This window comes from Curtobacterium sp. NPDC087080, assembly GCF_044745105.1.
Lineage (GTDB): Bacteria > Actinomycetota > Actinomycetes > Actinomycetales > Microbacteriaceae > Curtobacterium.
On sequence record NZ_JBIUZP010000001.1, the window covers coordinates 352,305 to 374,629 of the forward strand.

A 22,325-nucleotide genomic window follows, 5' to 3' on the forward strand; every position below is an offset into this window, starting at 1 on the left:
CGCGCCGGCTGTCGGTGGCGCGTGGCATCATCGCCGGGTGAGCAAGCAGGACGGACGCAACCGGCTCGTCTCCGACCACCCGGTCGACGACGTGACCGCGACGGTCCTGCACGTCGACATGGACGCCTTCTTCGCCTCCGTCGAGCTGCTCGACCGCCCCGACCTGCGCGGGCTCCCCGTCATCGTCGGACACGACTCGGACCGCTCCGTCGTCACCGCCGCCACGTACGAAGCCCGTCGCTACGGCGTGAACTCCGCGATGCCGATGGCCGTGGCGAGACGGCGCTGCCCGAACGCGGTCATCGTCGAACCGCACTTCGAGAAGTACGCGGCGAAGTCGGCGGCGGTGATGCGCGTCTTCGGGCAGTTCACCCCGAAGGTCGAGAAGCTCGGCATCGACGAGGCGTTCCTCGACGTCGCCGGGGCCCTCCGTCTGTACGGCACCCCGTGGCAGATCGGCACCGCCATCCGCGCCGCGGTCCTCGCGGAGACCGGGCTGCACTGCTCCGTCGGCGCGGCCTCGACGAAGTTCGTCGCCAAGCTGGCGTCGAGCCGCTCGAAGCCCGACGGCCTGCTCGTGGTGCCGGCCGAGCACACCGTGGCCTTCCTGCACCCCCAGCCGGTCTCGGCGCTCTGGGGCGTCGGCGGCACCACGCAGGAGAAGCTCGAGCGCCGCGGCATCCGCACCGTGGGGGACCTCGCCCACACGCCGTTGTCGTCGCTCGTCGCCGCGCTCGGACCCGCCGGCGGACAGCGCCTGCACGACCTGTCCTGGGGTCGCGACCCCCGCGTGGTCGACACCGGCGTGAGCGAGAAGTCGATCGGGCACGAGGTCACCTTCGGCCGCGACCTGACCGAGCGCGACGACGTCGCCCGCGAGCTCCTCCGCCTCGCCGACAAGGTGGCCGTCCGCCTGCGCCGGGCCGACGTGCAGGCGCGGACCGTGGCGCTCAAGGTCCGCTACACCGACTTCAGCACGCTGACCCGCTCCCGCACGCTCGCCGAACCGACCGACGTCGCCAAGCGGCTGCACCACGAGGCGGTCGAGCTCTACGACGTCCTGCACCGCCCGGGCAACCGGATCCGGCTGATCGGCGTCCGTGGCGAGAACCTCGTGCCGGCCGCGGCGAGCAACGCCCTCTGGGACGACGACGCGCCGTGGCGGGAGACCGAGACCACCGTCGACGCGGTCGCTGCACGCTTCGGTGCCGGCGTGCTCCGACCCGCCTCGCTCGTGCGCGGCACGCCCGAGCAGCGTCCGCCGCACGCCCGGCAGGACCCGGCCTGACGGTAGGATCGCGTGAAGTGAGCGCAGCGGAGTACGACGACCAGCAGCAGCCCGCGACGCTGTGGGGCGACACCCCGGACGGCGTCGACCGGGCGACGCGGGAGCAGTCCGCGGCCGGTGGGGAACCGGCCGCGCCGACGGCTGCCCGACCCCACGACGAGGCCGTGGTCCAGGCGGAGAACGCCGGCAACGCGGCCGCCGAGCACCTGTCCCCGGCGTTCCCGGAGCGGGCGGCGTGGGGGACCGCATCGAAGCTCCGTGCCTGGCAGGTCGAGGCACTCACGAAGTACTTCGAGACCGAGCCGCGCGACTTCCTCGCCGCGGCGACCCCCGGCGCCGGCAAGACCACGTTCGCGCTCCGCCTCGCCACGGAGCTCCTCGCCCGTGGCACAGTGGACCGCATCGTCGTCGTGGCGCCGACCGAACACCTCAAGCGGCAGTGGGCGGACTCCGCCGACCGCGTCGGCATCCGCATCGACCCGATGTTCAAGAACGGCGACGGCATGTTCGGCCGGCACTACCAGGGCGTGGCGATCACCTACGCGCAGGTCGGCATGAACCCGGAGGTCCACCAGCGGATCACCGAGGGCGGTCGCACGCTCGTGATCCTCGACGAGGTCCACCACGGCGGCGACGCCCTGACCTGGGGCGACGGCATCCGCGAGGCCTTCACGAAGGCGACCCGTCGACTCTCCCTCTCCGGCACGCCGTTCCGGTCGGACACCGCGCCGATCCCGTTCGTGCAGTACGCCCCCGACGAGCAGGGCATCCGGACCTCCATCTCCGACTACAACTACGGCTACGGCCGTGCCCTCAAGGACGGCGTCGTCCGACCGGTGCTCTTCATGGCCTACGCCGGGCAGATGCGCTGGAAGACGCGCATGGGCGACGAGATGTCGGCGTCCCTCGGCGAACAGGTGACGAAGGACATCACGGCCCAGGCCTGGCGGACCGCGCTCTCGCCGGAGGGCGAGTGGATGCCGGCCGTGCTCTCGGCCGCCGACAAGCGACTGACCGAGGTCCGTCGGGGCGTGCCGGACGCGGGCGGCCTGGTGATCGCGACCGACACCACGACCGCGCGTGCGTACGCCCGGATCCTGCAGCAGATCACCGGCGAGCGACCGACCGTGGTGCTCTCCGACGAGGCCGCTGCCTCGAGCCGGATCCAGGCCTACGCCGAGGACACCTCGCGGTGGATGGTGGCCGTCCGCATGGTGTCCGAGGGCGTCGACGTGCCCCGGCTGTGCGTCGGCGTGTACGCCACGAGCGCGAGCACTCCGCTGTTCTTCGCCCAGGTGATCGGGCGCTTCGTCCGGGCCCGTCGCCGTGGGGAGACCGCGAGCGTGTTCCTGCCGAGCGTGCCCGGGCTGATGGCGCTGGCGGCGTCGCTCGAGCTCGAGCGGGACCACGCCCTCGACCGGCCGAAGGACAGCGACGACGGGATGTACAACCCCGAGGACGCCATGGTCGCCGAGGCCAACAAGGAGGACCGGGCGTCCGAGAGCCTGCTCGAGGTGCAGCCGTTCGAGGCCCTCGACTCGCAGGCGTCGTTCGACCGGGTGCTCTACGACGGCGGCGAGTTCGGCACCGGGGGCGAGGTCGGCTCCCTCGAGGAACTCGACTTCATCGGCATCCCCGGACTCCTCGAGCCCGACCAGGTGCGCGACCTGCTGCGGGCCCGCCAGGCATCGCAGGCGAAGCGGTCGAAGGGCCGCGCCGCGAAGGACGGCATGCCGAAGCCGAAGCCGGACGAAGCGCGTCCGATGTACCAGACCATCAAGGAGCAGCGGACCGAGCTCGCACGGCTCGTGTCGATCTGGTCCCGGCACGCGAACGAACCGCACGGCGCCATCCACGCCGAGCTCCGGCGGATCAGCGGCGGACCGGCCGTGGCGCAGGCGAGCATCGAGCAGATCCAGAAGCGCATCGACGTCCTGCGCTCCCGCATCGGCAACCGACGGTGATCGAGCCCGTCGACGACCGCACGTGGCTCGTGAAGCGCACACCGGACTCCTCGCCCGAGGCGATCATCGACCGCTTCGGCGGCGGGTACCGCCTGCGTCGGTTCTCGCTGACCGAGTCCCGGCGCACCCAGCACGGCGTGTACACGGGGCCCGAGCTGGCCGAGACCGCCTGGTGGCGCCTGCAGGACCGCCCGCGCGGACGGTGACCGATCGCGAGACGCACCGCGTGACGGACCGAGCGCCCGATCCGGCTGCGGTGCGCGGACCGGGCGGCGCGGCTTGGTGACGTCCCAGGGGTTCTTCCGGTAGACCGGGTGCATGGCAGACTCCATCCCTCACATCCTCGTCCTCGGCGGCGGCTCCGCCGGCTACACCACGGTCAAGCAGCTCCAGAAGCACGCCGCGACCGTGCCGATGCGGATCACGCTGGTGGACCAGAACACGTACTACACGTACCTGCCGTTCCTGCCGGAGGTCGCGGGCGGGCACATCGCCCCGAAGGACGTGACCTTCGAGCTCCGTCGCGCGCTGAAGAAGACCCGCGTCATCCAGGGCAAGGTCACCGGCATCTCGTCGAAGGACAAGTCGGTGTCGATCGCCACGGCCGGCGGTGACGACCGCACGCTCGGCTACGACCAGCTCGTCGTCGCGCTCGGCTCCGTGACCCGCACCTTCCCGACCCCCGGGCTCGAGGAGTACGGCGTCGGCTTCAAGACCGTGGAAGAGGCCGCCTACGTCCGCGCGAAGCTCCTCGACAACATCGCGAAGGCCGCTGCCACCCGCGACGAGGACGAGCGTCGCCGTCTGCTGACGAGCATCTTCGTCGGCGGTGGCTACACCGGTGTCGAGGCGATCGGCGAGCTCTTCGACGTCTCGCAGGCCGCCATCAAGACCTACCCGTCGCTCGCCGGCGAGCAGCCGCGCTGGGTGCTCATCGACGCACTCGACCGCGTCGCGCCCGAGGTGGGCCCGGAGCTGTCGAAGTGGACCCTCGAGTCGCTGCGTGCCCGCGGCATCGACGTCCGTCTGAAGACGACCATGCCGAGCGCCGAGGGCGGGATCATCAAGCTCTCCGACGGCGACGAGTTCGCCACCGGGCTGCTCGTCTGGACGGCCGGCGTCAAACCCAACCCGCTCCTCGACGCCACGGACCTGCCGCGTGGGCCGAAGGGCCACCTCGCGGCGAACGCGAAGCTCCAGGTCGAGTCCGAGGACACCCACGAGGTCGTCCCGGGCGTCTGGGGCCTCGGCGACGTCGCGCAGGTCCCCGACCTGACGGCCGAGAAGCAGCCGGCCTACTACCCGCCGAACGCGCAGAACGCCGTCCGTCAGGCCGTCGTCGCCGCGGACAACGTGGTCGCCACCATCACGGGCAAGCCGCTCGAGGAGTACCGCCACCCGTCGATCGGCACCGTCGCCTCGTACGGCGTCGGCAAGGGCGCGGGCAACATCAAGGGCGTCAAGATGACGAACCTGCTCGCCTGGCTCGCGCACCGCTCGTACCACGTGTACGCGATGCCGACGCTGAACCGGAAGGTCCGCATCGTCATCGGTTGGATCACCGGCGCGGTGTCCGGTCGCGACGCGACCAGCCTCATCAAGGAGACCGACCCGCGACGCAACTTCGTCGAGGCCTCGAAGAGCTGACACAGGTCGACGTCACGACGTGACGGACGGGAGGCGCGGTGCCGGTCGGCACCGCGCCTCCCGTCCGTCCGGGGTCGTGTCCGGGGCCGCGGTGCGGCAGACTGACTCCCTCGGTGCCGCCGCACGGAGGTCCCGAGGACGGTCCGGTTCGTGCCCCACACCCCTTGCCCACGATGCGCCACGGTGCGCGGCTCAGCCCTGCACCGGTGCCCCGGCCCGGCCGATCCGGTGGGCTGGCTCCGTCTGCCGCAGGCCGCGCAGACGTTGCTCGCGGCGCTGTCCGAGGTCGGGCGACCGCTCGTCGTCGGCGGCACCGTGCGTGACGCGCTCCTGCGCGAGGTCGGTCGGTCCGTCCCCGACGTCGGACCGCCGGACGTCGACGTCGAACTGCACGGCGCCGGAGGTCCCGAGGCGGTCGCCACAGTCCTGCGCGCGACCGGTGCCGTCGTGGTCCTCGCGGGTGCGACCTTCCCGGTGTGCAAGGTCGTGCTGGACGGCACGCACCTCGACGTCGCGGTGGTGCCCGGCCCGGTCCCGGACGACGACGCACTCCACGCCGCCGTCGCCTCGTCGGCACGACAGCGAGACGTGACCCTGAACGCCGTCGCGTGGGACGCCGTCCGGAACGAGCTGCTCGACGCCGTCGGTGGCATCGACGACGCCCGCGCCGGGGTGCTCCGGCACGCGTCGGTGCGGTTCGGCGACGACCCGCTCCGGGTCCTCCGCCTGGTCCGGTTCGTCGCCCGGTACGGCTGCACGGTGCACCCGGACACGATCGCGCTGGCCCGCACCCTCAGCGACCGGTGGGACTCCGTCGCGCACGAGCGCCTCTGGCCCGAGCTGCGCCGGCTCACCGAGGGAGACGAGCAGTCCGCCGCCCTCGCCGTCCTGCACGCCACCGACTGGGAACGGCACCTGCCGGAGCTCGCCGCGGTCCGCGACGTCCCGCAGGACCCGGTGTGGCACCCCGAAGGGCCCGTGCACGTCCACGCGGGGCTCGCTGCCGACGCCGCGGCGCGTGCCTGCCGTGCGGCCGGTGTGACCCCGGCGCGGCGTGTGGTCGTCGTGCTCGCGGCGCTGCTGCACGACGTCGGCAAGGCCGGGGACGGGACGCAGCGGGTCGTGGGCGAGGACGGCTCGGTCCGCATCCGGAGCCTCGGGCACGAGGTCTCCGGCGCGCTCGCGGCGACGGCGCTGCTCCGACGGCTGGGCGCCCCGCGGGCCGTCGTGCAGGAGGTGGCCGTGCTGGTCCGCGAGCACATGGTGGCGCACTCGACGACGGGTGCACCGCCGTCGGTGCCGGCTGCCCGGCGACTCCTGCGACGACTCGGGGGATCACTCGACACCGCGGAGGCGTGGGCGCTCGTCTGCGAGGCCGACTCGCAGGGCCGCGGACCGGCCGCGAGCCGCAGTCCGGCGTGGGCGTGGCTGGAGGTGATCGCGGGTGACCAGGTCGCGGGGCGCCGCGAGCGACTCGTCACCGGCCGGGACCTCCTGGACGCGGGACTCGAGCCCGGCCCGAGCTTCCGTGCGCTCCTGGCCGAGGCCGCCGACGCGCAGGACGACGGCGTGTTCGACGACGTTTCCGCGGCGCGGCACTGGCTGGCGGCCCGCCTGGCGGAGCGGGCCGCGGACCCCGACTGACGCGACGGCCGGCGCGGGCAGCACGACGGACCCGAGCCGTGCCTCCCGGTCGTCCGTCTGCCCGGTCTCGACGACCGCGGGCGTTCTGCACAGATCACGCGGTCCTGGGTCGGCACGCACGGCACCGCGGTGACCGTGGGTGCCACGAGCGAGAGGAGCGCCCATGCGCGCCATGACCTACCGCGGACCGTACCGGGTCCGCGTCGAGGAGAAGCCGGACCCCCGGATCGAGCACCCGAACGACGCCGTCGTCCGGGTCGAACGGGCTGCGATCTGCGGTTCGGACCTGCACCTGTACCACGGCATGATGCCCGACACCCGCGTCGGGCACACCTTCGGCCACGAGTTCATCGGCGTGGTCGAGGAGGTCGGCTCGTCGGTGGCGTCACTCGCCGTCGGCGACCGCGTGATGGTGCCCTTCAACGTCTACTGCGGCTCCTGCTGGTTCTGCGCGAGGGGGCTGTTCTCGAACTGCCACAACGTGAACCCGAACGCGACGGCCGTCGGCGGCATCTACGGGTACTCGCACACCACGGGCGGCTACGACGGCGGGCAGGCGGAGCGCGTCCGCGTGCCGTTCGCCGACGTCGGCCCGTCCGTGATCCCGGAGTGGCTGGACGCCGAGGACGCCCTCCTGATGACCGATGCCCTGAGCACGGGCTACTTCGGCGCGCAGCTCGCGTCGATCCGCGAGGGCGACACCGTGGTGGTGCTGGGCGCCGGCCCGGTCGGGCTGTTCGCTGCCCGGTCGGCGTGGTTCATGGGTGCCGGCCGCGTGATCGTCATCGACCAGCTGGAGTACCGGCTCGAGAAGGCGCGCACCTTCGCCCACGCCGAGACCATCAACTTCGCCGAGGTCGACGACGTCGTGCTCGAGATGAAGCAGCAGACCGACTTCCTCGGAGCGGACAGCGTGATCGACGCCGTCGGTGCCGAGGCGGACGGCAACTTGACGCAGCAGGTCACGGCGTCGAAGCTCAAGCTGCAGGGCGGGTCACCGACGGCGCTCAACTGGGCGATCGACGGTGTGCGCAAGGGCGGGACGATCTCCGCCGTCGGCGCGTACGGACCGATCCCGAGCGCGGTGAAGTTCGGCGACGCCATGAACAAGGGCCTGACGATCCACACGAACCAGGCGCCGGTGAAGCGCCAGTGGCCCCGGCTGCTCGAGCACATCCAGGCCGGACACTTCCGTCCGAGCGACATCATCACGCACCGGGTCCCGCTCGAGCACATCGACGAGGCCTACCACCTGTTCTCGTCGAAGCTCGACGACTGCATCAAGACGGTGGTCGTGCCGTGAAGGAGACACCCGTGACCGACCACACGCCCTACATCGCCGACCCGCCCCGACGTGTGCCCTCGTCGGCGGAGCTCCGTGAGCGCATCCCCGGGTGGGGGAGCGACCTCGACCTCGCAGACCGTCCGTCGGTGCCGAAGCTCTCTCGCGAGGTCGGGCTCGCCTCGGGTGCGCACTGGGACGTCCCCGAGCAGCAGACCGGTGCGGAAGGCCGCGAGCGGTCGATCGAGCACGCCCACGTCACGCCCGTGTTCGGGACCGCGCAGCCGTTGTCCGGGCTCGCCGGGGTCGTGAAGCGGTACGCCTACCGACGGTTCAGCGAGGGCCGTCTGGCGCACTGGATGCTCCTCGTGCTGGGCGACCGGATCGACGTCGCGACGCACCGGGTGACGGACGCGCTCCGAGGCCGTCCGGACCGGGTCGTGCACGAGACCGGGTGGCGCGCCGAGCTCGGCAATCGGCCCGTCTCGACGCGTCTGGGCTCCTCGCGACGGGACCGGCGCCACCAGCTGCTCGACCCGGTCGTGGCGAACTGGGGCTGGCTCGCCGCCCTCGGCGGCCTGGTGCTGGTCGTGCGTCGCCTGCGGCGTCACTGAGGCGCGGGACGGAGGGCCTCGCGCCGCGCGTCTCCTGCGACACCGCGCTCGTCGTTCGACAGCGGTGATGTCGCACGATGCGCATGCATCAGGTCGTCAGCCCGCAATGCTCGCCGGGCGAGCACGGACGAGAAGAGCCCCCTGGCCGACAGGCCAGGGGGCTCTTCGCTTCTTGTGTCCGAGGGGGGACTTGAACCCCCACGCCCTAATACGGGCACTAGCACCTCAAGCTAGCGCGTCTACCAATTCCGCCACCCGGACAGGGTGTTCTTCACTTGTTCGGCCGTCGCTCCGGGTTGTTTTCCCGGCGTTCCTGCCGAGAGAAGACACTAGCACGGCTCTGAACGCACGATGAACACGGCTGCGCATCCCGGGCGAGTCCCCCGGAACGGCGGGGGAGCAGCGCCTCCGGACGGGCCGGCGATCCCGCTGCCGGTAGCGTTGGCGGCATGAGCGACGCCCTGCCGACCGAGCCGGACCTCGAGGCCACCGCCACCATCGCGCGGGACCTCATCCGCATCGACACGACGAACTGGGGCGAGGGGAAGTCGGCCGGCGAGACCGAGGCCGCGCACTACGTCGAGGCGAGGCTCCGCGACCTGGGTCTCGAGCCGCAGCTCTTCGAGTCGGAGCCGGACCGGGTCAGCGTGGTCGCACGGGTTGCGGGACGGAACCCCGACAAGCCGGCGCTGGTCGTGCACGGGCACCTCGACGTGGTGCCCGCCGATCCGGCGAACTGGACGGTGGACCCGTTCGGTGGCGAGGTCCGCGACGGCATGCTCTGGGGCCGCGGTGCGGTTGACATGAAGGACATGGACGCGATGATGCTCACCGCGTTGGGCGACGTGGTCGAGCGGCAGGGCGCACCGGAGCGTGACCTCGTGATCGCGTTCTTCGCGGACGAGGAGGCCGGTGGGGTGCTCGGCGCACACCACGTCGTCGACACCCACCCGGAGGTCTTCGCCGGCGCGACCGAGGCGATCAGCGAGGTCGGCGGCTACTCGGTGACCCTCGGCGGGCAGCGCGCGTACCTGCTCCAGACGGGCGAGAAGGCCCTGATGTGGATCAAGCTCGTCGCCCGTGGCACGGCGGCGCACGGGTCGCACGTGATGCGCGACAACGCGGTGACGAAGGTCGCCGCTGCGGTCGCGCGCATCGGCGCCGAGGAGTGGCCGGTCCGCCTCTCCGGTACGACCGAGGCGATGGTCCGCGAGATCGCACGGCTGCTCGGCGTGGACCCGATCGCGTCCGGCCCGGACGAGGTCGCCCTCGCGACGGGGTCCGCCTCGCGCTTCATCCACGCGGCGCTCCACACGACGACGAACCCGACGGTCCTCCGCGCCGGGTACAAGCACAACGTGATCCCGGACACCGCCGAGGCCCTCGTCGACCTCCGGTGCTTGCCGGGCGACGAGGAGGCCGTGCTCGAGCGGGTCCGCGAGCTCGCGGGCGAGGACGTCGAGGTCGTGATGACGCACCGCGACGTCGGCCTCGAGCAGGACTTCGGCGGACCGCTGGTCGACGCCGTCCGGGAGACGCTCGAGCGCCACGACCCGGGCGCACCCGTGCTGCCGTACCTGCTCTCGGGCGGTACGGACAACAAGGCGATGTCCCGGCTCGGCATCGCCGGCTACGGGTTCGTCCCGCTCCGCCTGCCCGAGGACGTCGACTTCCCGGCGATGTTCCACGGGGTCGACGAGCGCGTGCCCCTCGACGCCCTCGCCTTCGGGCGGCGCGTCCTCGGCGACCTGCTCGCCACGTACTGATACATTGCCGGGTCGCCCCTCGGCGGCGACCCGCGACGACCGGCACGAAAGGCCCCGTTCGATGCACATCCTCGAGGCGATCTTCCTCGGCTTCGTGCAGGGACTCACCGAGTTCCTGCCGGTGTCCTCCAGCGCGCACCTGCGCATCGTCGGACTCTTCCTGCCCGACGCGAAGGACCCGGGTGCCGCGTTCACGGCGGTGACGCAGCTCGGGACCGAGACGGCCGTGCTGATCTACTTCTGGAAGGACATCACCCGGATCGTCGGGCGGTGGTTCCGCTCGGTGTTCCGACGGGACGTGCCGAAGGGCGACCCGGACGTGCGACTCGGGTGGCTGGTGATCCTCGGCACGATCCCGATCGGGGTCGCGGGACTCCTGCTGAAGGACTCGATCGAGACCACCTTCCGGTCGCTGTGGATCGTCGCGATCGTGCTCATCGTCTTCGGCGTCGTCCTCGGCGTGCTCGATGTGGTCGGCCGCAAGGTCCGGCCGATCGAGCAGATGACGTTCCGGAACGGCCTGCTCATCGGCGTCGCGCAGATGCTGGCGCTCGTGCCCGGCGTCTCGCGGTCCGGTGCGACCGTGTCGATGGGACTCGCCCTCGGGTACACCCGACCGGCGGCGGCGCGCTTCGCGTTCCTGCTCGCCGTGCCAGCGGTGTTCCTGTCCGGCTTCTACGAGGCCGCGACGAGCCTCGGCGACCACGGCGCCCCCTTCGGCCTGGTCGACACGCTGGTCGCGACCGTGGTCGCGTTCGTCGTCGGGTTCGTGGTCATCGCCGCGTTCATGAACTACATCTCGAAGCGCAGCTTCATGCCCTTCGTGGTCTACCGGATCGCACTCGGTATCGTGCTCATCGTGTTGCTGTCGCTCGGAGTGATCCAGCCGTGAGGGCCTGGCAGGTCCCGTCCGTCCCGTCCGTGCCCGGGGACGCGCCCCGACCCGTGGTGCACGACACTGCCGCCGGGAAGCCCGTCGACCCGACGCACGGCGCCGAGGGCGCCACCCTCTACGTCTGCGGCATCACCCCGTACGACGCCACGCACCTCGGCCACGCGGCGACCTACCTGGCGTTCGACACGCTCGGCCGTGCCTGGCGTGACGCGGGGCTCGAGGTCGAGTACGCGCAGAACACCACCGACGTCGACGACCCGCTGCTCGAGCGGGCGGCGCGCGACGGCGTGGACTGGCGAGAGCTCGCCGCTTCCCAGATCGACCTGTTCCGGCGCGACATGGAGGCCCTCCGCGTCCTGCCGCCGGACGACTTCGTGGCCGTGACAAACGAGGTCGAACGCATCGCCGAGGCCGTCGCGTACCTGCAGGAGACCGGGTACGCCTACGACGTGCCGACCGACGACTCCGAGGGCGACGACGTCTACTTCGACGTGAACCGCCCCACCGAGGCGTGGGCGCTCGGCGACGAGAGCCGGCTCGACCGCGAGACGATGACCGCCCTGTCGGCGGAGCGCGGCGGCGACCCGAACCGCCCCGGCAAGCGCGATCCGCTCGACCCGCTGCTGTGGCGCGCCGCGCGCCAGGGCGAGCCGAGCTGGGACACGGCCGTCGGACCCGGGCGTCCGGGCTGGCACATCGAGTGCAGCGTCATCGCGGGCGACCGCCTCGGCCTGCCGATCAGCGTCCAGGGCGGTGGGAGCGACCTCGTCTTCCCGCACCACGAGATGAGCGCCGGGCACGCCGCGGCCCTCGCGCACCAGCCGCTCGCGAACGCCTTCGTCCACACCGGCATGATCGCGTACCAGGGGTCGAAGATCTCCAAGTCGCTCGGCAACCTCGTCACCGTGCGCGGCCTGCTCGACGACGGCGCCGACCCGCGGGCGATCCGGCTCGCGCTGCTGTCGCACAGGTACTCGGACGACTGGGAGTGGTTCGACGGCGAGCTGACGAGCGCGACCACCCGGCTCGCGACGTGGGACGCCTGGGCGTCCGGCGACGCTCCGGGCCACGAGGACGACGCCGCCGAGGCGATCGCGCGCATCCGTGCACGGGTCGCCGACGACCTCGACACCCCGGGTGCGGTCGCCGCGGTGGACACCGCGATCGCTGCGGGCACCCGCGCCACGCCGGAGCTCGTCGACCTCGTCGACGCCCTGCTCGGCATCCGCCTGGCCTGAGTCGAGGCCGCCCGCCCACCGAGTGGGCACGACACGCCGCGGGTGTACCGCCGAGCGGGTGCTACCCGTCGACGTGGTCTGTCGAGCGTGACGGAACGGGATCGGTCGGTCGGGCGACTGCCGAAGACCAGACGGACGGGAGGCGCGGTGCCAGCTGGCACCCCTCCCTCGCAGGCTCGGTCGGCGCGCCCCGCGCAACGCTCCGCGTCGCTGCTGAGCGGGGCGCGCCCGTCCGTCCGTGGTCGCGACTACTGCTGCGGTGGCTGCGGGGGCCGCCACGGGCCCTCGCCGCCGGCGGTGCCGCCGTCCTTGCCGTCCTTGCGCTCACGGCGACGGAGGTACTGCTCGAACTCCTGCGCGATCGCGTCGCCCGACGCCTCGGGGGAGTCGACCGTGTCGCGGGCCTGCTCGAGCTGGCCGATGTAGCTGGCCATGTCCTCGTCGTCGGCGGCGAGGGCGTCGATGCCCTCCTCCCACTCGGTGGCCTCGTCGAGCAGGCTGCCGCGCGGGACCGTGACGTCCGCGAGCTCCTCGATCTTGTCGAGCAGGGACAGGGTGGCCTTCGGCGACGGCGAGTTGTGCACGTAGTGCGGGACCGAGGCCCAGAGGGAGAGCGTCGTGAGCCCGGCGGTGTCCATCGCGTCGGAGAGTACGCCGAGGATGCCGGTCGGGCCCTCGTACGACGACCGGTCGACGTCGAACGCGGCGCGGACACCGGCGTTCTCGCTCGACACGAACACGGAGATCGGACGCGTGTGCGGGACGTCGGCGAGCATCGCCCCGACGAACACGACCGCGTCGATCGAGTACACGTCGGCCAGGTCGATGATCTCGGCGCAGAAGCCGCGCCACGTCCGCGAGGGTTCCGGACCGACCAGGACGAAGACGTCGCGCTCGGTCTCGGAGCCGGCGGCACCGAGCACCGGGCGACCCTCGGCGCCGGGGCCGTGCAGCACGATGCGGGGCCAGCGGATGCCGCGCGAGCCGTCCTCGGCGGTGCCGACCTCTGGTCGGTTGAACTGGTAGTCGACGTACCGCTCGCCGTCGATCTCGCGCAGCTCGTCGAGCTCCAGCGCGTCGACGATGCGGCGTGCGAGGCCGCTCGCCGCCTCGCCGGCGTCGTTCCAGCCCTCGAACGCGACGACGAGCAGGCGTCCGTCGCTGAAGGGGGAGTGCTGTGGCACGGAGGGGCCTCCTGGTGGTGGAGCGGGGCGCACGCGGTGCTCGCGCGCGGCCGGACACGGTCGATCACCCAGGATAGGCCGGAGCCGACCGCGGGCACCCCTCCGTCCGCCCGGAGCGGAACCGCGGGGCCGGTCGGCGCCCCGGTAGACTCGTCGCCCGTGACCGCCCAGCACCCCGAACGCGTCCTCCCCGCAGCCGTGCTGTGGGACATGGACGGCACGATCATCGACACCGAGCCGATCTGGCAGCAGTCCCAGGTCGAGCTGACCGACCGGTACGGCGCCGAGTGGACGCACGAGGACGGCCTGTCGCTGGTCGGCAGCGGCCTCGAGCGGTCGGGCGAGATCCTCCGCGACCGGGGCGTCGACATGGAGGTCGAGGAGATCGTCCTGTGGATGACCGACTACGTGACGGAGCGCCTGCAGGGCGGGGAACTGCCCTGGCGTCCGGGCGCCCGTGAACTCGTCGAGGAGCTGCACGACCGCGGCATCCCGACCGCACTCGTGACGATGTCCCGCCGCACGATGGCGCTCGTCACGGCCGACGCCCTCGGGGCCCGCGGGTTCCGCGTGGTCGTCGCCGGTGACGACGTCGAGCGCCCGAAGCCGTACCCGGACGCGTACCTCGCCGCCGCGGCGCAGCTCGGGGTCGACCCCACCGCGTGCGTCGCGATCGAGGACTCCGCCACCGGCGTCGCCTCGGCGGTGGCGTCGGGCGCCGTGACCGTCGCGGTCGAGCACATCGTGCCGCTGTCCGAGATCGCCGGCGGCGACGTGCACCTGACGACGCTGGCGGACGTGGACGTCGACCGCCTCGTCGAACTGACCAGCCCGGCCCTCGCGGCCCGTACCGAGACGGCGAACCGATGACCGAGCAGACCCAGCCCGAGCAGACCCAGCAGGCCGAGGGCGCGCAGCAGCCCGACGAGGTGGCGCTGCCGCACACCGCGGGCGACGCCCCGCACACCCCGCCGCGCGGCCCGTTCCGCGCCGGTGACCGGGTGCAGCTCACCGGTCCGAAGGGCAAGCTCACGACGCTCTCGCTCGAGACCTCCGGCGAGTACCACACCCACCGCGGCGTGCTCCGGCACGACGACGTGATCGGGCAGCCCGACGGATCGGTCATCCGGGCGAGCACCGGCGACGAGTACCTGGCGCTCCGCCCGCTGCTCAACGACTACGTCATGTCGATGCCCCGCGGTGCGGCGATCGTCTACCCGAAGGACGCCGCCCAGATCGTCGCCTTCGCGGACGTCTTCCCCGGCGCCCGTGTCGTCGAGGCCGGCGTCGGCTCGGGAGCGCTCTCGCTCTTCCTGCTCCGGGCGATCGGGCCGACCGGGCAGCTGCAGTCGTTCGAGCGCCGCGAGGAGTTCGCCGCCATCGCGCGTGGCAACGTCGGCACGTTCCTCGGCGCCGTCCCGGACAACTGGTCGGTGACCGTCGGTGACCTCGTCGAGGAGCTCCCCGGCGCCACCGAGCCGCAGAGCATCGACCGCGTGGTCCTCGACATGCTCGCGCCGTGGGAGTGCGTGGACGCCGCGGCGGACGCCCTCGTCCCCGGCGGACTCATCGTCTGCTACGTGGCGACGGTCACGCAGCTGTCCCGCACCGCAGAGGCGCTGCGCGACACCGGGCGCTTCACGGACCCGCAGTCGAGCGAGACCCTCGTGCGCACCTGGCACGTGGAGGGCCTCGCCGTCCGACCGGACCACCGGATGGTCGGCCACACCGGCTTCCTCGTGACCGCGCGTCGTCTGGCCGACGGTGTCGTCCTGCCGAACCTGAAGCGTCGCGCAGGCAAGGCCGAGTTCTCGGACGAGGACGTCGAGGCCTGGACCCCCGGCGCCGTCGGCGAGCGGTCCGCCAGCGACAAGAAGCTGCGCAAGGTGGCGCGCCAGGCCGCGGCACAGGCACGGAAGGTCGCCGCCGCCGAGGCCGGGACGGGCGCGGACGAGGTCGCCCCGCACACCTCGCACGATGCCGCCGACGGCGACCGCTAGGCTACGCATGCCCGTCCAGCACCGAACGGAAAGAGGGTCCGTGCGCACCATCCCCGCACTCCTGGTCACCATCGGCCTCGCCGCGTCCCTGACGGGGTGCGCCGCCAGCGGGGCCGGTTCGGCGCCGTCCGCGTGCCCCGCTCCCGGTGCCGCCTCGGCAGCGGTGACGGCGACCGGTGCGTTCGGCGAGGAGCCGAGGGTGTCGGTGCCCGCCGGGCTGACCACGAAGGGCACGCAGGTCTCCGTCCTGCGCTCCGGCGACGGCCGACAGGTCGAGGAGGGCACGCCGGTCCTCGTCGAGTACACGCTGGTCGACGGCGCCACCGGACAGGTCGCGCAGACCAGCGGGTACTCCGGCCAGACCGCCCCGATCACCGTCGGCGCCGCGAACTTCGGACCGCTGGGTACCGCGCTCGAGTGCGCCCACGTCGGCGACCGGCTCGCCGTGGCCCTGCCGAAGAGCGGACTGAGCGGGAGCGCCACCAGCACGTCCGGCACCTCGGAGAAGACCGAGGACGCCGTCGTGGCGGTCATGGACGTCAAGCAGGCCTTCGACGCACGGGCGACCGGTACGCCGCAGCTCGCCGGTGACGGCATGCCCGCCGTCGTCCTGGCGCCGTCGGGTGCACCCGGGATCACGATCCCGTCGTGGAGCGCGCCGAAGGACGACGCCCTGCACCTGCTCCGCAAGGGCTCCGGGACGGAGCTCACCGCGAAGGACACCGCGGTCATCAAGTACACGGCCGTCTCGTGGGCCGGCAGCAACGGCGACTCCTCGGTCGTCGCGTCGAACTGGACCGACGGCTCCGGTGCCCAGGCGATCCCGCTGGCGAAGGGCCAGCTCATCGACGGCGTGCGGAACGCGGTCCTCGGCCATCGCGTCGGCGACCAGGTCCTGGCGATCGTGCACCAGCAGGACGGCACCACGGCGTACGTCATCGACGTGCTCGGGAAGATGCCCGCCTGAGCCGCGGCCGTCCCTCCACCGACCCTGCGCGGGTGCACTCCGGTGCACCCGCGCTGCCGTAGGATCGGGCTCGTGCCAGCCACCCGAGCCCCCCGCGTCCCCGCCGAGGAGCGGCTCTTCAGCCTCGTGCTCGCACTGCTCTCGACCGAGGCCGGGCTGACGAAGGCGGAGATCCTGGCGAACGTGCAGGGCTACCGGCAGCGGTTCTCGCCCGGTGGGGACAACGCCTCGCTCGAGCGCCAGTTCGAGCGCGACAAGGACGACGTCCGCGACCTCGGCATCCCGCTCGAGACCATCGAGACCCCGGGCGCCGCCGGCAACAACCAGACGCTGCGCTACCGGATCCCGAAGGGCGAGTACGACCTGCCGCTCGACGTCCGGTTCACCCCGGACGAGTCCGCCCTGCTGTCGCTCGCCGCGATGGCGTGGCGCGAGGGCGCACTGTCCACGGACTCCCGCCGGGCGCTGCTCAAGGTCCGGTCCGCCGGCGCCGACGACGACGGGTCGAGCGCGGCGCGGGGCGTCGCCGGCATGGCTGCGTACGCGCCGCGGCTCCGCGCCCGTGACGCCGCGTTCGAGCCGCTGCGCTCCGCCCTCGACCGCGGCGCCGCCGTCCGGTTCGACTACATCACGCCGGGTGAGCACGCGCCGCGTCGCCGTGACCTCGCGCCCCTCGCGCTCGTGCAGCACGGCGGACGCTGGATGCTGGCGGCGCACGAGTTCTCCACCGGCGGCACGAAGAACTACCTGCTGTCCCGGATCGTCGGCCCGGTCGGCGTGCACGAGGTCGGGCAGCACCCTGCCCCCGCCGGTGCCGCCGAACGGGCACTCGCCGAGCTCGACCGGGTGTGGGCCGAGCGCACCGCCCGCATCGCGGTCGTGCCGGGGTCCGACGCCGAGCGCCGGCTCCGACGTCGCCGTGGTACGGAGGTCACCGCCGACGGCGTGCTCGTGGTGCACCACGTCGACCCGCAGATCCTCGCCGGGGAACTCGCGGCCTTCGGCCCCGAGGTGCGGGTGCTCGAACCCGCCGCGCTGCGGGAGCAGGTGGTGTCCCGTCTGCGCGCCCTCGTCGCCGACCACACGGACGCAGCCGACCGGACCGGTGCGGGCGCCGACACCGACGGAGCCGACCGGACGGCAGACGCCGACCAGACGGCAGACGCCGACCAGACCGCCGACGCCGGGGGTGCCCGTGGCTGACCAGCAACCACTCCAGGCCCAGGACAAGCTTGCGTTCCTGCTCGTCCTCGTGCCCTACCTCATCGACCACGAGCGCGTCTCCGTGGCCGAGGCCGCGCGGCACTTCGGCGTCCCCGAGCAGCGCATCCGCCGTGCCGTCGAGCTCATCGCGGTGTCCGGTGTGCCCGGCGAGACGATGCAGTACCAGCACGGCGACCTGTTCGACATCGCCTGGGACGACTTCGAGCAGAACGACATGATCGTGCTGACGAACCTCGTGGCGATCGACGACTCGCCCCGGCTCTCGGCGCGCGAGGCCTCGGCCCTGATCGCCGGCCTGCAGTACCTGTCGGCGCTGCCCGAGGCCGCGGACCGCGACGCCATCCGGGCGCTCATGGCGAAGCTGTCCCGCGGTGCCGGGGGAGCGGCGTCGAACGTGGCGGTCGGTCAGGACCTGCACGACGCCGCGCTGACCACCATCCGGCGCGCCGTCGCCGACGGGCGCGGGCTCGCCTTCGAGTACGCCGGTCCCCGCACCCGCGGCGGTACCCGCCGCGTGGACCCGCTCCGCGTCGAGTCGATCGACACCGACTGGTACCTGCGGGCCTGGGACCTCGACCGGCAGGCACTGCGGACGTTCCGCCTCGACCGGATGACGAACGTCCGGGTCGACGACCGGCCGGCCGAGAAGACCATCGGCGACGTCGTGATCCCGGACACGCTCTTCCAGCAGTCCGGGGGCGACGTCATCGTCACGGTGGAGCTCGACTGCTCGGCGCTGCCCCTCGTCGCGGACTACCTGGCGGACACCGCCGACGCCGAGGACGCCGACGGCCGCGTGCGCATCCGGCTCGCGGCGTCCAACGGCTTCGACGGCGTCGTCCGACTGGTGGCCGGTCTGCCGGGCCGCGCGGTCGTGCTCGACCCGCCGGCGGTGCGCGCCGCCGTGCGCGCGTTCGCCGTGGCGGCACTGGCCGCCGAGTAGCGCCCGTGCCGCGGCAGCGGCCCCGGCCCCGGCTCGCTGGCGCGGACGCCTCGCGACCGACAGCCGTCGCGCCCCCGCACCGACTTCGCACCCCGCAGCACCGGGGCGCACCGTCCGCACGGGGGCGCGACCGCGTCGACCGCGGGGCGCGACAGCGACCGCGTCGACCGGGGACGCGCCCACCGCGCCCGCGCCGACAGCGACCGCGTCGACCGGGGACGCGCCCACCGCGCCCGCGCCGACCGCGACCGCGTCGACCGGGGGCGCCCACCGCTGCCTCCGCGACCGCCGCCGGACGGGAGGCGCGGGGCGGGCCCGAGCCGCGCCTCCCGTCCGGCGGTCCTCCTGTGGGTCCGCCGCCGACGGCCCGACTGTCGGTCCCGGTCCCGTAGGATCGGGCCATGGCTTCGACGACCGCGAGCGGGCGAGCGGGGCGACCAGGCCGTCCGAAGAAGGACACCGAGGGTCGCATGTCGCTCGGGCAGCACCTGATCGAGCTGCGGAACCGTCTCTTCAAGGCCGTCCTCGCGGTCGCGGTGTGCGCGATCGGCGGGTGGTTCCTCACCCCGTTCGTCCTCGACGCCCTGCGGCAGCCGGTCACCCAGCTGGCCGAGGTCGGCGGCCACACCTCCGAGCTGAACTTCCCCCAGATCACCGGGGCGTTCGACCTGCGGCTGCAGATCGCGATCACGATCGGCGTCGTCATCTCGAGCCCCGTGTGGCTGTACCAGGTGTGGGCGTTCATCGTCCCGGCGCTGGTCCGGCGCGAGAAGCAGTACGTGTTCGGGTTCCTGGGCACCGCGATCCCGCTGTTCTTCGCCGGGTGCTGGTTCGGCTGGTACGTCCTGCCGCACATCGTGGGGATCCTGGGCAGCTTCGTGTCGTCGCAGGACACGTCGATCGTCGACGCGAAGGCGTACTACGACTTCGTCATCAAGCTCATCGTGGCCGTCGGCATCGCGTTCGTGCTGCCGGTGTTCCTCGTCCTGCTGAACTTCGTCGGGGTGCTGTCGGCGAGCTCGATCATCAAGTCGTGGCGCGTCGCGATCGTCTGCATCCTGGTGTTCTGCGCGATCGTCACCCCGTCGGCCGACGTCATCTCGATGTTCCTGCTGGCGATCCCGATGACGGTGCTCTACGCAGCAGCGTGTCTCGTGACCTGGCTCCACGACCGCCGGCTGGCGAAGCAGCAGGCGAAGCTCGACGAGGAGTACGCACGCTGATGACACCCGGACCCACTGCTGCCGAGCGCTACCAGGCGGCGAAGGTCCGGAACCGCTCGCGCAACCTCGAGCTGTTCCGTTCCGACCTGCGCTTCGACCTCGACCCGTTCCAGGTCGCCGGCTGCGACGCCCTCGACCAGGGCCGGAGCGTCCTGGTCGCCGCACCGACCGGTGCCGGCAAGACGATCGTGGCCGAGTTCGCGATCTGGCTCGCGATGCGGCAGCCGACGGCGAAGGTGTTCTACACGACGCCGATGAAGGCGCTGAGCAACCAGAAGTACAACGAGCTCGTGGCCGACTACGGCGAGTCCGAGGTCGGGCTCCTCACCGGTGACACGAACGTCAACCCGCGGGCGCGTGTCGTCGTGATGACGACCGAGGTGCTCCGGAACATGATCTACGCGGACTCCGACCTGCTCGACGACCTGGCGTGGGTCGTCCTCGACGAGGTCCACTACCTGGCCGACCGGTTCCGCGGCGCGGTGTGGGAAGAAGTGATCCTGCACCTGCCGACCGAGGTCCGGCTCGTGTCGCTCAGCGCGACGGTGTCGAACGCCGAGGAGTTCGGCGACTGGTTGCAGACCGTCCGCGGCGACACCGACGTCATCGTGTCCGAGGACCGGCCCGTCCCGCTCGAGCAGCACGTGCTCGTCGGCTCGAAGATGGTCGACCTGTTCGACTCGAGCGGTGCCGCCGCGACGAACCGCGTGAACCCGGAGCTGCTCCGGCTGGTCGGCGGTGCCTCGCGCAGCGAGCGGCACGGCGGCGGTCACCGCGGTCGTCGCGGCCGCGGCGGCTACCCCGAGCGCCGGGGTCCGCGCACCGAGAAGATGTACCGCGAACAGATCGCGAAGGTGCTCGACGAGCGGATGCTCCTGCCCGCGATCTTCTTCGTCTTCAGCCGCAACGGCTGCGACCAGGGGGTCCGTCAGGTCCTGCGGTCCGGCATCTCGCTGACGACCGCCGACGAGCGCAACGAGATCCGCGAGACGGCCGAGTACCACTGCCGGACCCTGCTCGACGAGGACCTCGCCGTGCTCGGCTACTGGGAGTGGCTCGAGGGGCTCGAGCGGGGGGTCGCCGCGCACCACGCGGGGCTCCTGCCCGCCTTCAAGGAGGTCGTCGAGGACCTCTTCCAGCGCAAGCTCCTCAAGGTCGTGTTCGCGACGGAGACCCTGGCACTCGGCGTGAACATGCCGGCGCGCACGGTGGTGCTCGAGAAGCTCGAGAAGTTCAACGGCGAGGCCCGGGTGCCGATCACGCCGGGGGAGTACACGCAGCTCACCGGTCGTGCCGGACGCCGTGGCATCGACGTCGAGGGGCACTCGGTCATCCAGTGGTCGGACGGCCTCGACCCGCAGGCCGTCGCGTCGCTGGCGAGCCGTCGGACGTACCCGCTCAACTCGTCCTTCAAGCCGACGTACAACATGGCCGTGAACCTCATCGAGCAGTTCGGGCGGCAGCGCACCCGCGAGGTCCTCGAGACCTCGTTCGCGCAGTTCCAGGCGGACCGTTCCGTCGTCGACCTCGCGCGCAAGGTGCGGTCGCAGCAGGAGTCCCTCGACGGGTACCAGCGGGCGATGGAGTGCCACCTCGGCGACTTCACCGAGTACGCCGCGCTGCGTCGTCGCCTGTCCGACCTCGAGCGCACGAACGTCCCCGGCGGCCGCGAGGCCTCGCACGGCGCCCGTCAGGAGCGCCAGGCGGCGATCACCGAGGTCCGTCGGCAGATGCAGCGGCACCCCTGCCACGCCTGCCCGGACCGCGAGGCGCACGCCCGCTGGGCCGAGCGCTGGTACAAGCTCAAGCGCGCCAACGACAAGCTCGTGCAGCAGATCCGTTCCCGCACCGGTGCCGTCGCGACGACGTTCGACCGCGTCACGGACGTGCTCCTGCAGCTCGGCTACCTGGTCGCGACCGGGGACGACGAAGCCACCGTCGCCGCCGGCGGGCGCCGCCTGCAGCGGATCTACGGCGAGCGTGACCTGCTCGTCGCCGAGTGCCTCGAGGCCGGCGTCTGGAAGGAACTGACCCCGGCACAGCTCGCCGCGATGGCCGCGACGATCGTCTACCAGCCCCGCCGCGAGGACGCCCCCGGCACCGAGCACGCCCTGCCCCGCGGCGCGTTCCGGCCGGCGCTCGACGAGACCCTGACCATCTGGGCCCGCCTCGACGACATCGAGCGGGACGCCCGGCTCGCCGGCTCCCAGCCGCCGACCCCGGCCATGTCCGTCGGCACGTTCCGGTGGGCGTCCGGCTCCGCGCTCGACGACGTGCTCCGGACCCTCGACATGCCCGCCGGTGACTTCGTGCGCTGGTCGAAGCAGGTGATCGACCTGCTCGACCAGGTCCGGAACGCCGGTGACGACGAGCTCGCCCAGACCGCGCGGCGCGCGACCGACGCGGTCCGCCGCGGCATCGTCGCCTACGCGACGGTCTGACGGGA

At 72.5% G+C, this 22,325-nt stretch carries 18 protein-coding genes and 1 tRNA gene; 17 read left to right on the forward strand and 2 right to left on the reverse strand.

The genetic code is table 11. The annotated features are described in order from the left end of the window. The first annotated feature begins 37 nt into the window (after positions 1-37). The 7 genes from dinB to ACIPEQ_RS01635 all read left to right on the forward strand — a co-directional run bounded on the left by dinB (position 38) and on the right by ACIPEQ_RS01635 (position 8,439). Positions 38-1,288 (forward strand): DNA polymerase IV, encoded by a 1,251-nt coding sequence (dinB, locus tag ACIPEQ_RS01605; RefSeq protein WP_250366968.1) that lies wholly within the window; start codon positions 38-40, stop codon positions 1,286-1,288. 164 nt (positions 1,289-1,452) lie between these two features. Beyond that, a complete protein-coding gene (locus ACIPEQ_RS01610; protein ID WP_402714203.1) occupies positions 1,453-3,252 on the forward strand; it encodes a DEAD/DEAH box helicase in 1,800 nt (599 codons plus the stop codon). Then, positions 3,249-3,458 carry a hypothetical protein gene (locus tag ACIPEQ_RS01615; RefSeq protein WP_209677165.1) on the forward strand — a complete coding sequence of 70 codons (210 nt, stop codon included), beginning with the start codon at positions 3,249-3,251 and terminating at the stop codon, positions 3,456-3,458. Before ACIPEQ_RS01610 ends, ACIPEQ_RS01615 begins: the two co-directional genes overlap by 4 nt. 112 nt (positions 3,459-3,570) lie before the next feature. Then, on the forward strand, positions 3,571-4,899 hold the full coding sequence (locus tag ACIPEQ_RS01620; protein ID WP_402713645.1) for an NAD(P)/FAD-dependent oxidoreductase: 1,329 nt from the start codon (positions 3,571-3,573) through the stop codon (positions 4,897-4,899). A gap of 183 nt (positions 4,900-5,082) precedes the next feature. Next, positions 5,083-6,543, forward strand: coding sequence for an HD domain-containing protein (locus ACIPEQ_RS01625; protein ID WP_402713647.1), 1,461 nt, complete (start codon positions 5,083-5,085; stop codon positions 6,541-6,543). A gap of 163 nt (positions 6,544-6,706) precedes the next feature. After that, a complete protein-coding gene (locus tag ACIPEQ_RS01630; RefSeq protein WP_402713649.1) occupies positions 6,707-7,846 on the forward strand; it encodes a zinc-dependent alcohol dehydrogenase in 1,140 nt (379 codons plus the stop codon). 11 nt (positions 7,847-7,857) lie between these two features. Then, positions 7,858-8,439 carry a hypothetical protein gene (locus ACIPEQ_RS01635; protein ID WP_402713651.1) on the forward strand — a complete coding sequence of 194 codons (582 nt, stop codon included), beginning with the start codon at positions 7,858-7,860 and terminating at the stop codon, positions 8,437-8,439. A 175-nt stretch (positions 8,440-8,614) separates the two neighbouring features. Here the strand turns inward: ACIPEQ_RS01635 and ACIPEQ_RS01640 are convergent. After that, positions 8,615-8,700 (reverse strand) — tRNA-Leu (locus ACIPEQ_RS01640). Positions 8,701-8,888: 188 nt separating this feature from the next. On the opposite strand from ACIPEQ_RS01640, the gene ACIPEQ_RS01645 reads away from it, so the two are divergent. The 3 genes from ACIPEQ_RS01645 to mshC all read left to right on the forward strand — a co-directional run bounded on the left by ACIPEQ_RS01645 (position 8,889) and on the right by mshC (position 12,338). Further along, positions 8,889-10,205, forward strand: a complete 1,317-nt coding sequence (locus ACIPEQ_RS01645; RefSeq protein ID WP_402713652.1) for a M20/M25/M40 family metallo-hydrolase — start codon at positions 8,889-8,891, stop codon at positions 10,203-10,205. A 61-nt stretch (positions 10,206-10,266) separates the two neighbouring features. Then, the gene (locus ACIPEQ_RS01650) at positions 10,267-11,097 is read left to right on the forward strand and encodes an undecaprenyl-diphosphate phosphatase (RefSeq protein WP_326496292.1); all 831 of its coding nucleotides are present in this window, start codon (positions 10,267-10,269) and stop codon (positions 11,095-11,097) included. Beyond that, the gene (gene mshC / locus ACIPEQ_RS01655) at positions 11,094-12,338 is read left to right on the forward strand and encodes a cysteine--1-D-myo-inosityl 2-amino-2-deoxy-alpha-D-glucopyranoside ligase (protein WP_402713654.1); all 1,245 of its coding nucleotides are present in this window, start codon (positions 11,094-11,096) and stop codon (positions 12,336-12,338) included. The genes ACIPEQ_RS01650 and mshC overlap by 4 nt, the downstream gene beginning before the upstream one ends. A gap of 248 nt (positions 12,339-12,586) precedes the next feature. Here mshC and ACIPEQ_RS01660 read toward each other — a convergent pair whose 3' ends face one another. Then, entirely contained in the window at positions 12,587-13,522 is a 936-nt protein-coding gene (locus tag ACIPEQ_RS01660) for a PAC2 family protein (protein WP_209677153.1), read from the reverse strand. Positions 13,523-13,681: 159 nt separating this feature from the next. Here ACIPEQ_RS01660 and ACIPEQ_RS01665 point away from each other — a divergent pair, with 159 nt between their 5' ends. The 7 genes from ACIPEQ_RS01665 to ACIPEQ_RS01695 all read left to right on the forward strand — a co-directional run bounded on the left by ACIPEQ_RS01665 (position 13,682) and on the right by ACIPEQ_RS01695 (position 22,320). Beyond that, on the forward strand, positions 13,682-14,392 hold the full coding sequence (locus tag ACIPEQ_RS01665; protein ID WP_402713656.1) for an HAD family hydrolase: 711 nt from the start codon (positions 13,682-13,684) through the stop codon (positions 14,390-14,392). Next, complete coding sequence (locus ACIPEQ_RS01670) at positions 14,389-15,522, forward strand: tRNA (adenine-N1)-methyltransferase (RefSeq protein ID WP_402713658.1); 1,134 nt, start codon at positions 14,389-14,391, stop codon at positions 15,520-15,522. Before ACIPEQ_RS01665 ends, ACIPEQ_RS01670 begins: the two co-directional genes overlap by 4 nt. 40 nt (positions 15,523-15,562) lie before the next feature. Then, positions 15,563-16,489, forward strand: a complete 927-nt coding sequence (locus tag ACIPEQ_RS01675) for an FKBP-type peptidyl-prolyl cis-trans isomerase (RefSeq protein ID WP_402713659.1) — start codon at positions 15,563-15,565, stop codon at positions 16,487-16,489. 72 nt (positions 16,490-16,561) lie between these two features. Beyond that, a complete protein-coding gene (locus ACIPEQ_RS01680) occupies positions 16,562-17,692 on the forward strand; it encodes a helix-turn-helix transcriptional regulator (RefSeq protein ID WP_402713660.1) in 1,131 nt (376 codons plus the stop codon). After that, a complete protein-coding gene (locus ACIPEQ_RS01685) occupies positions 17,685-18,656 on the forward strand; it encodes a helix-turn-helix transcriptional regulator (RefSeq protein ID WP_402713661.1) in 972 nt (323 codons plus the stop codon). Before ACIPEQ_RS01680 ends, ACIPEQ_RS01685 begins: the two co-directional genes overlap by 8 nt. Before the next feature lie 470 nt (positions 18,657-19,126). Beyond that, positions 19,127-19,879, forward strand: coding sequence for a twin-arginine translocase subunit TatC (tatC, locus tag ACIPEQ_RS01690; RefSeq protein WP_402714204.1), 753 nt, complete (start codon positions 19,127-19,129; stop codon positions 19,877-19,879). Next, a complete protein-coding gene (locus tag ACIPEQ_RS01695; protein WP_402713663.1) occupies positions 19,879-22,320 on the forward strand; it encodes a DEAD/DEAH box helicase in 2,442 nt (813 codons plus the stop codon). The genes tatC and ACIPEQ_RS01695 overlap by 1 nt, the downstream gene beginning before the upstream one ends. Positions 22,321-22,325 lie beyond the last annotated feature (5 nt).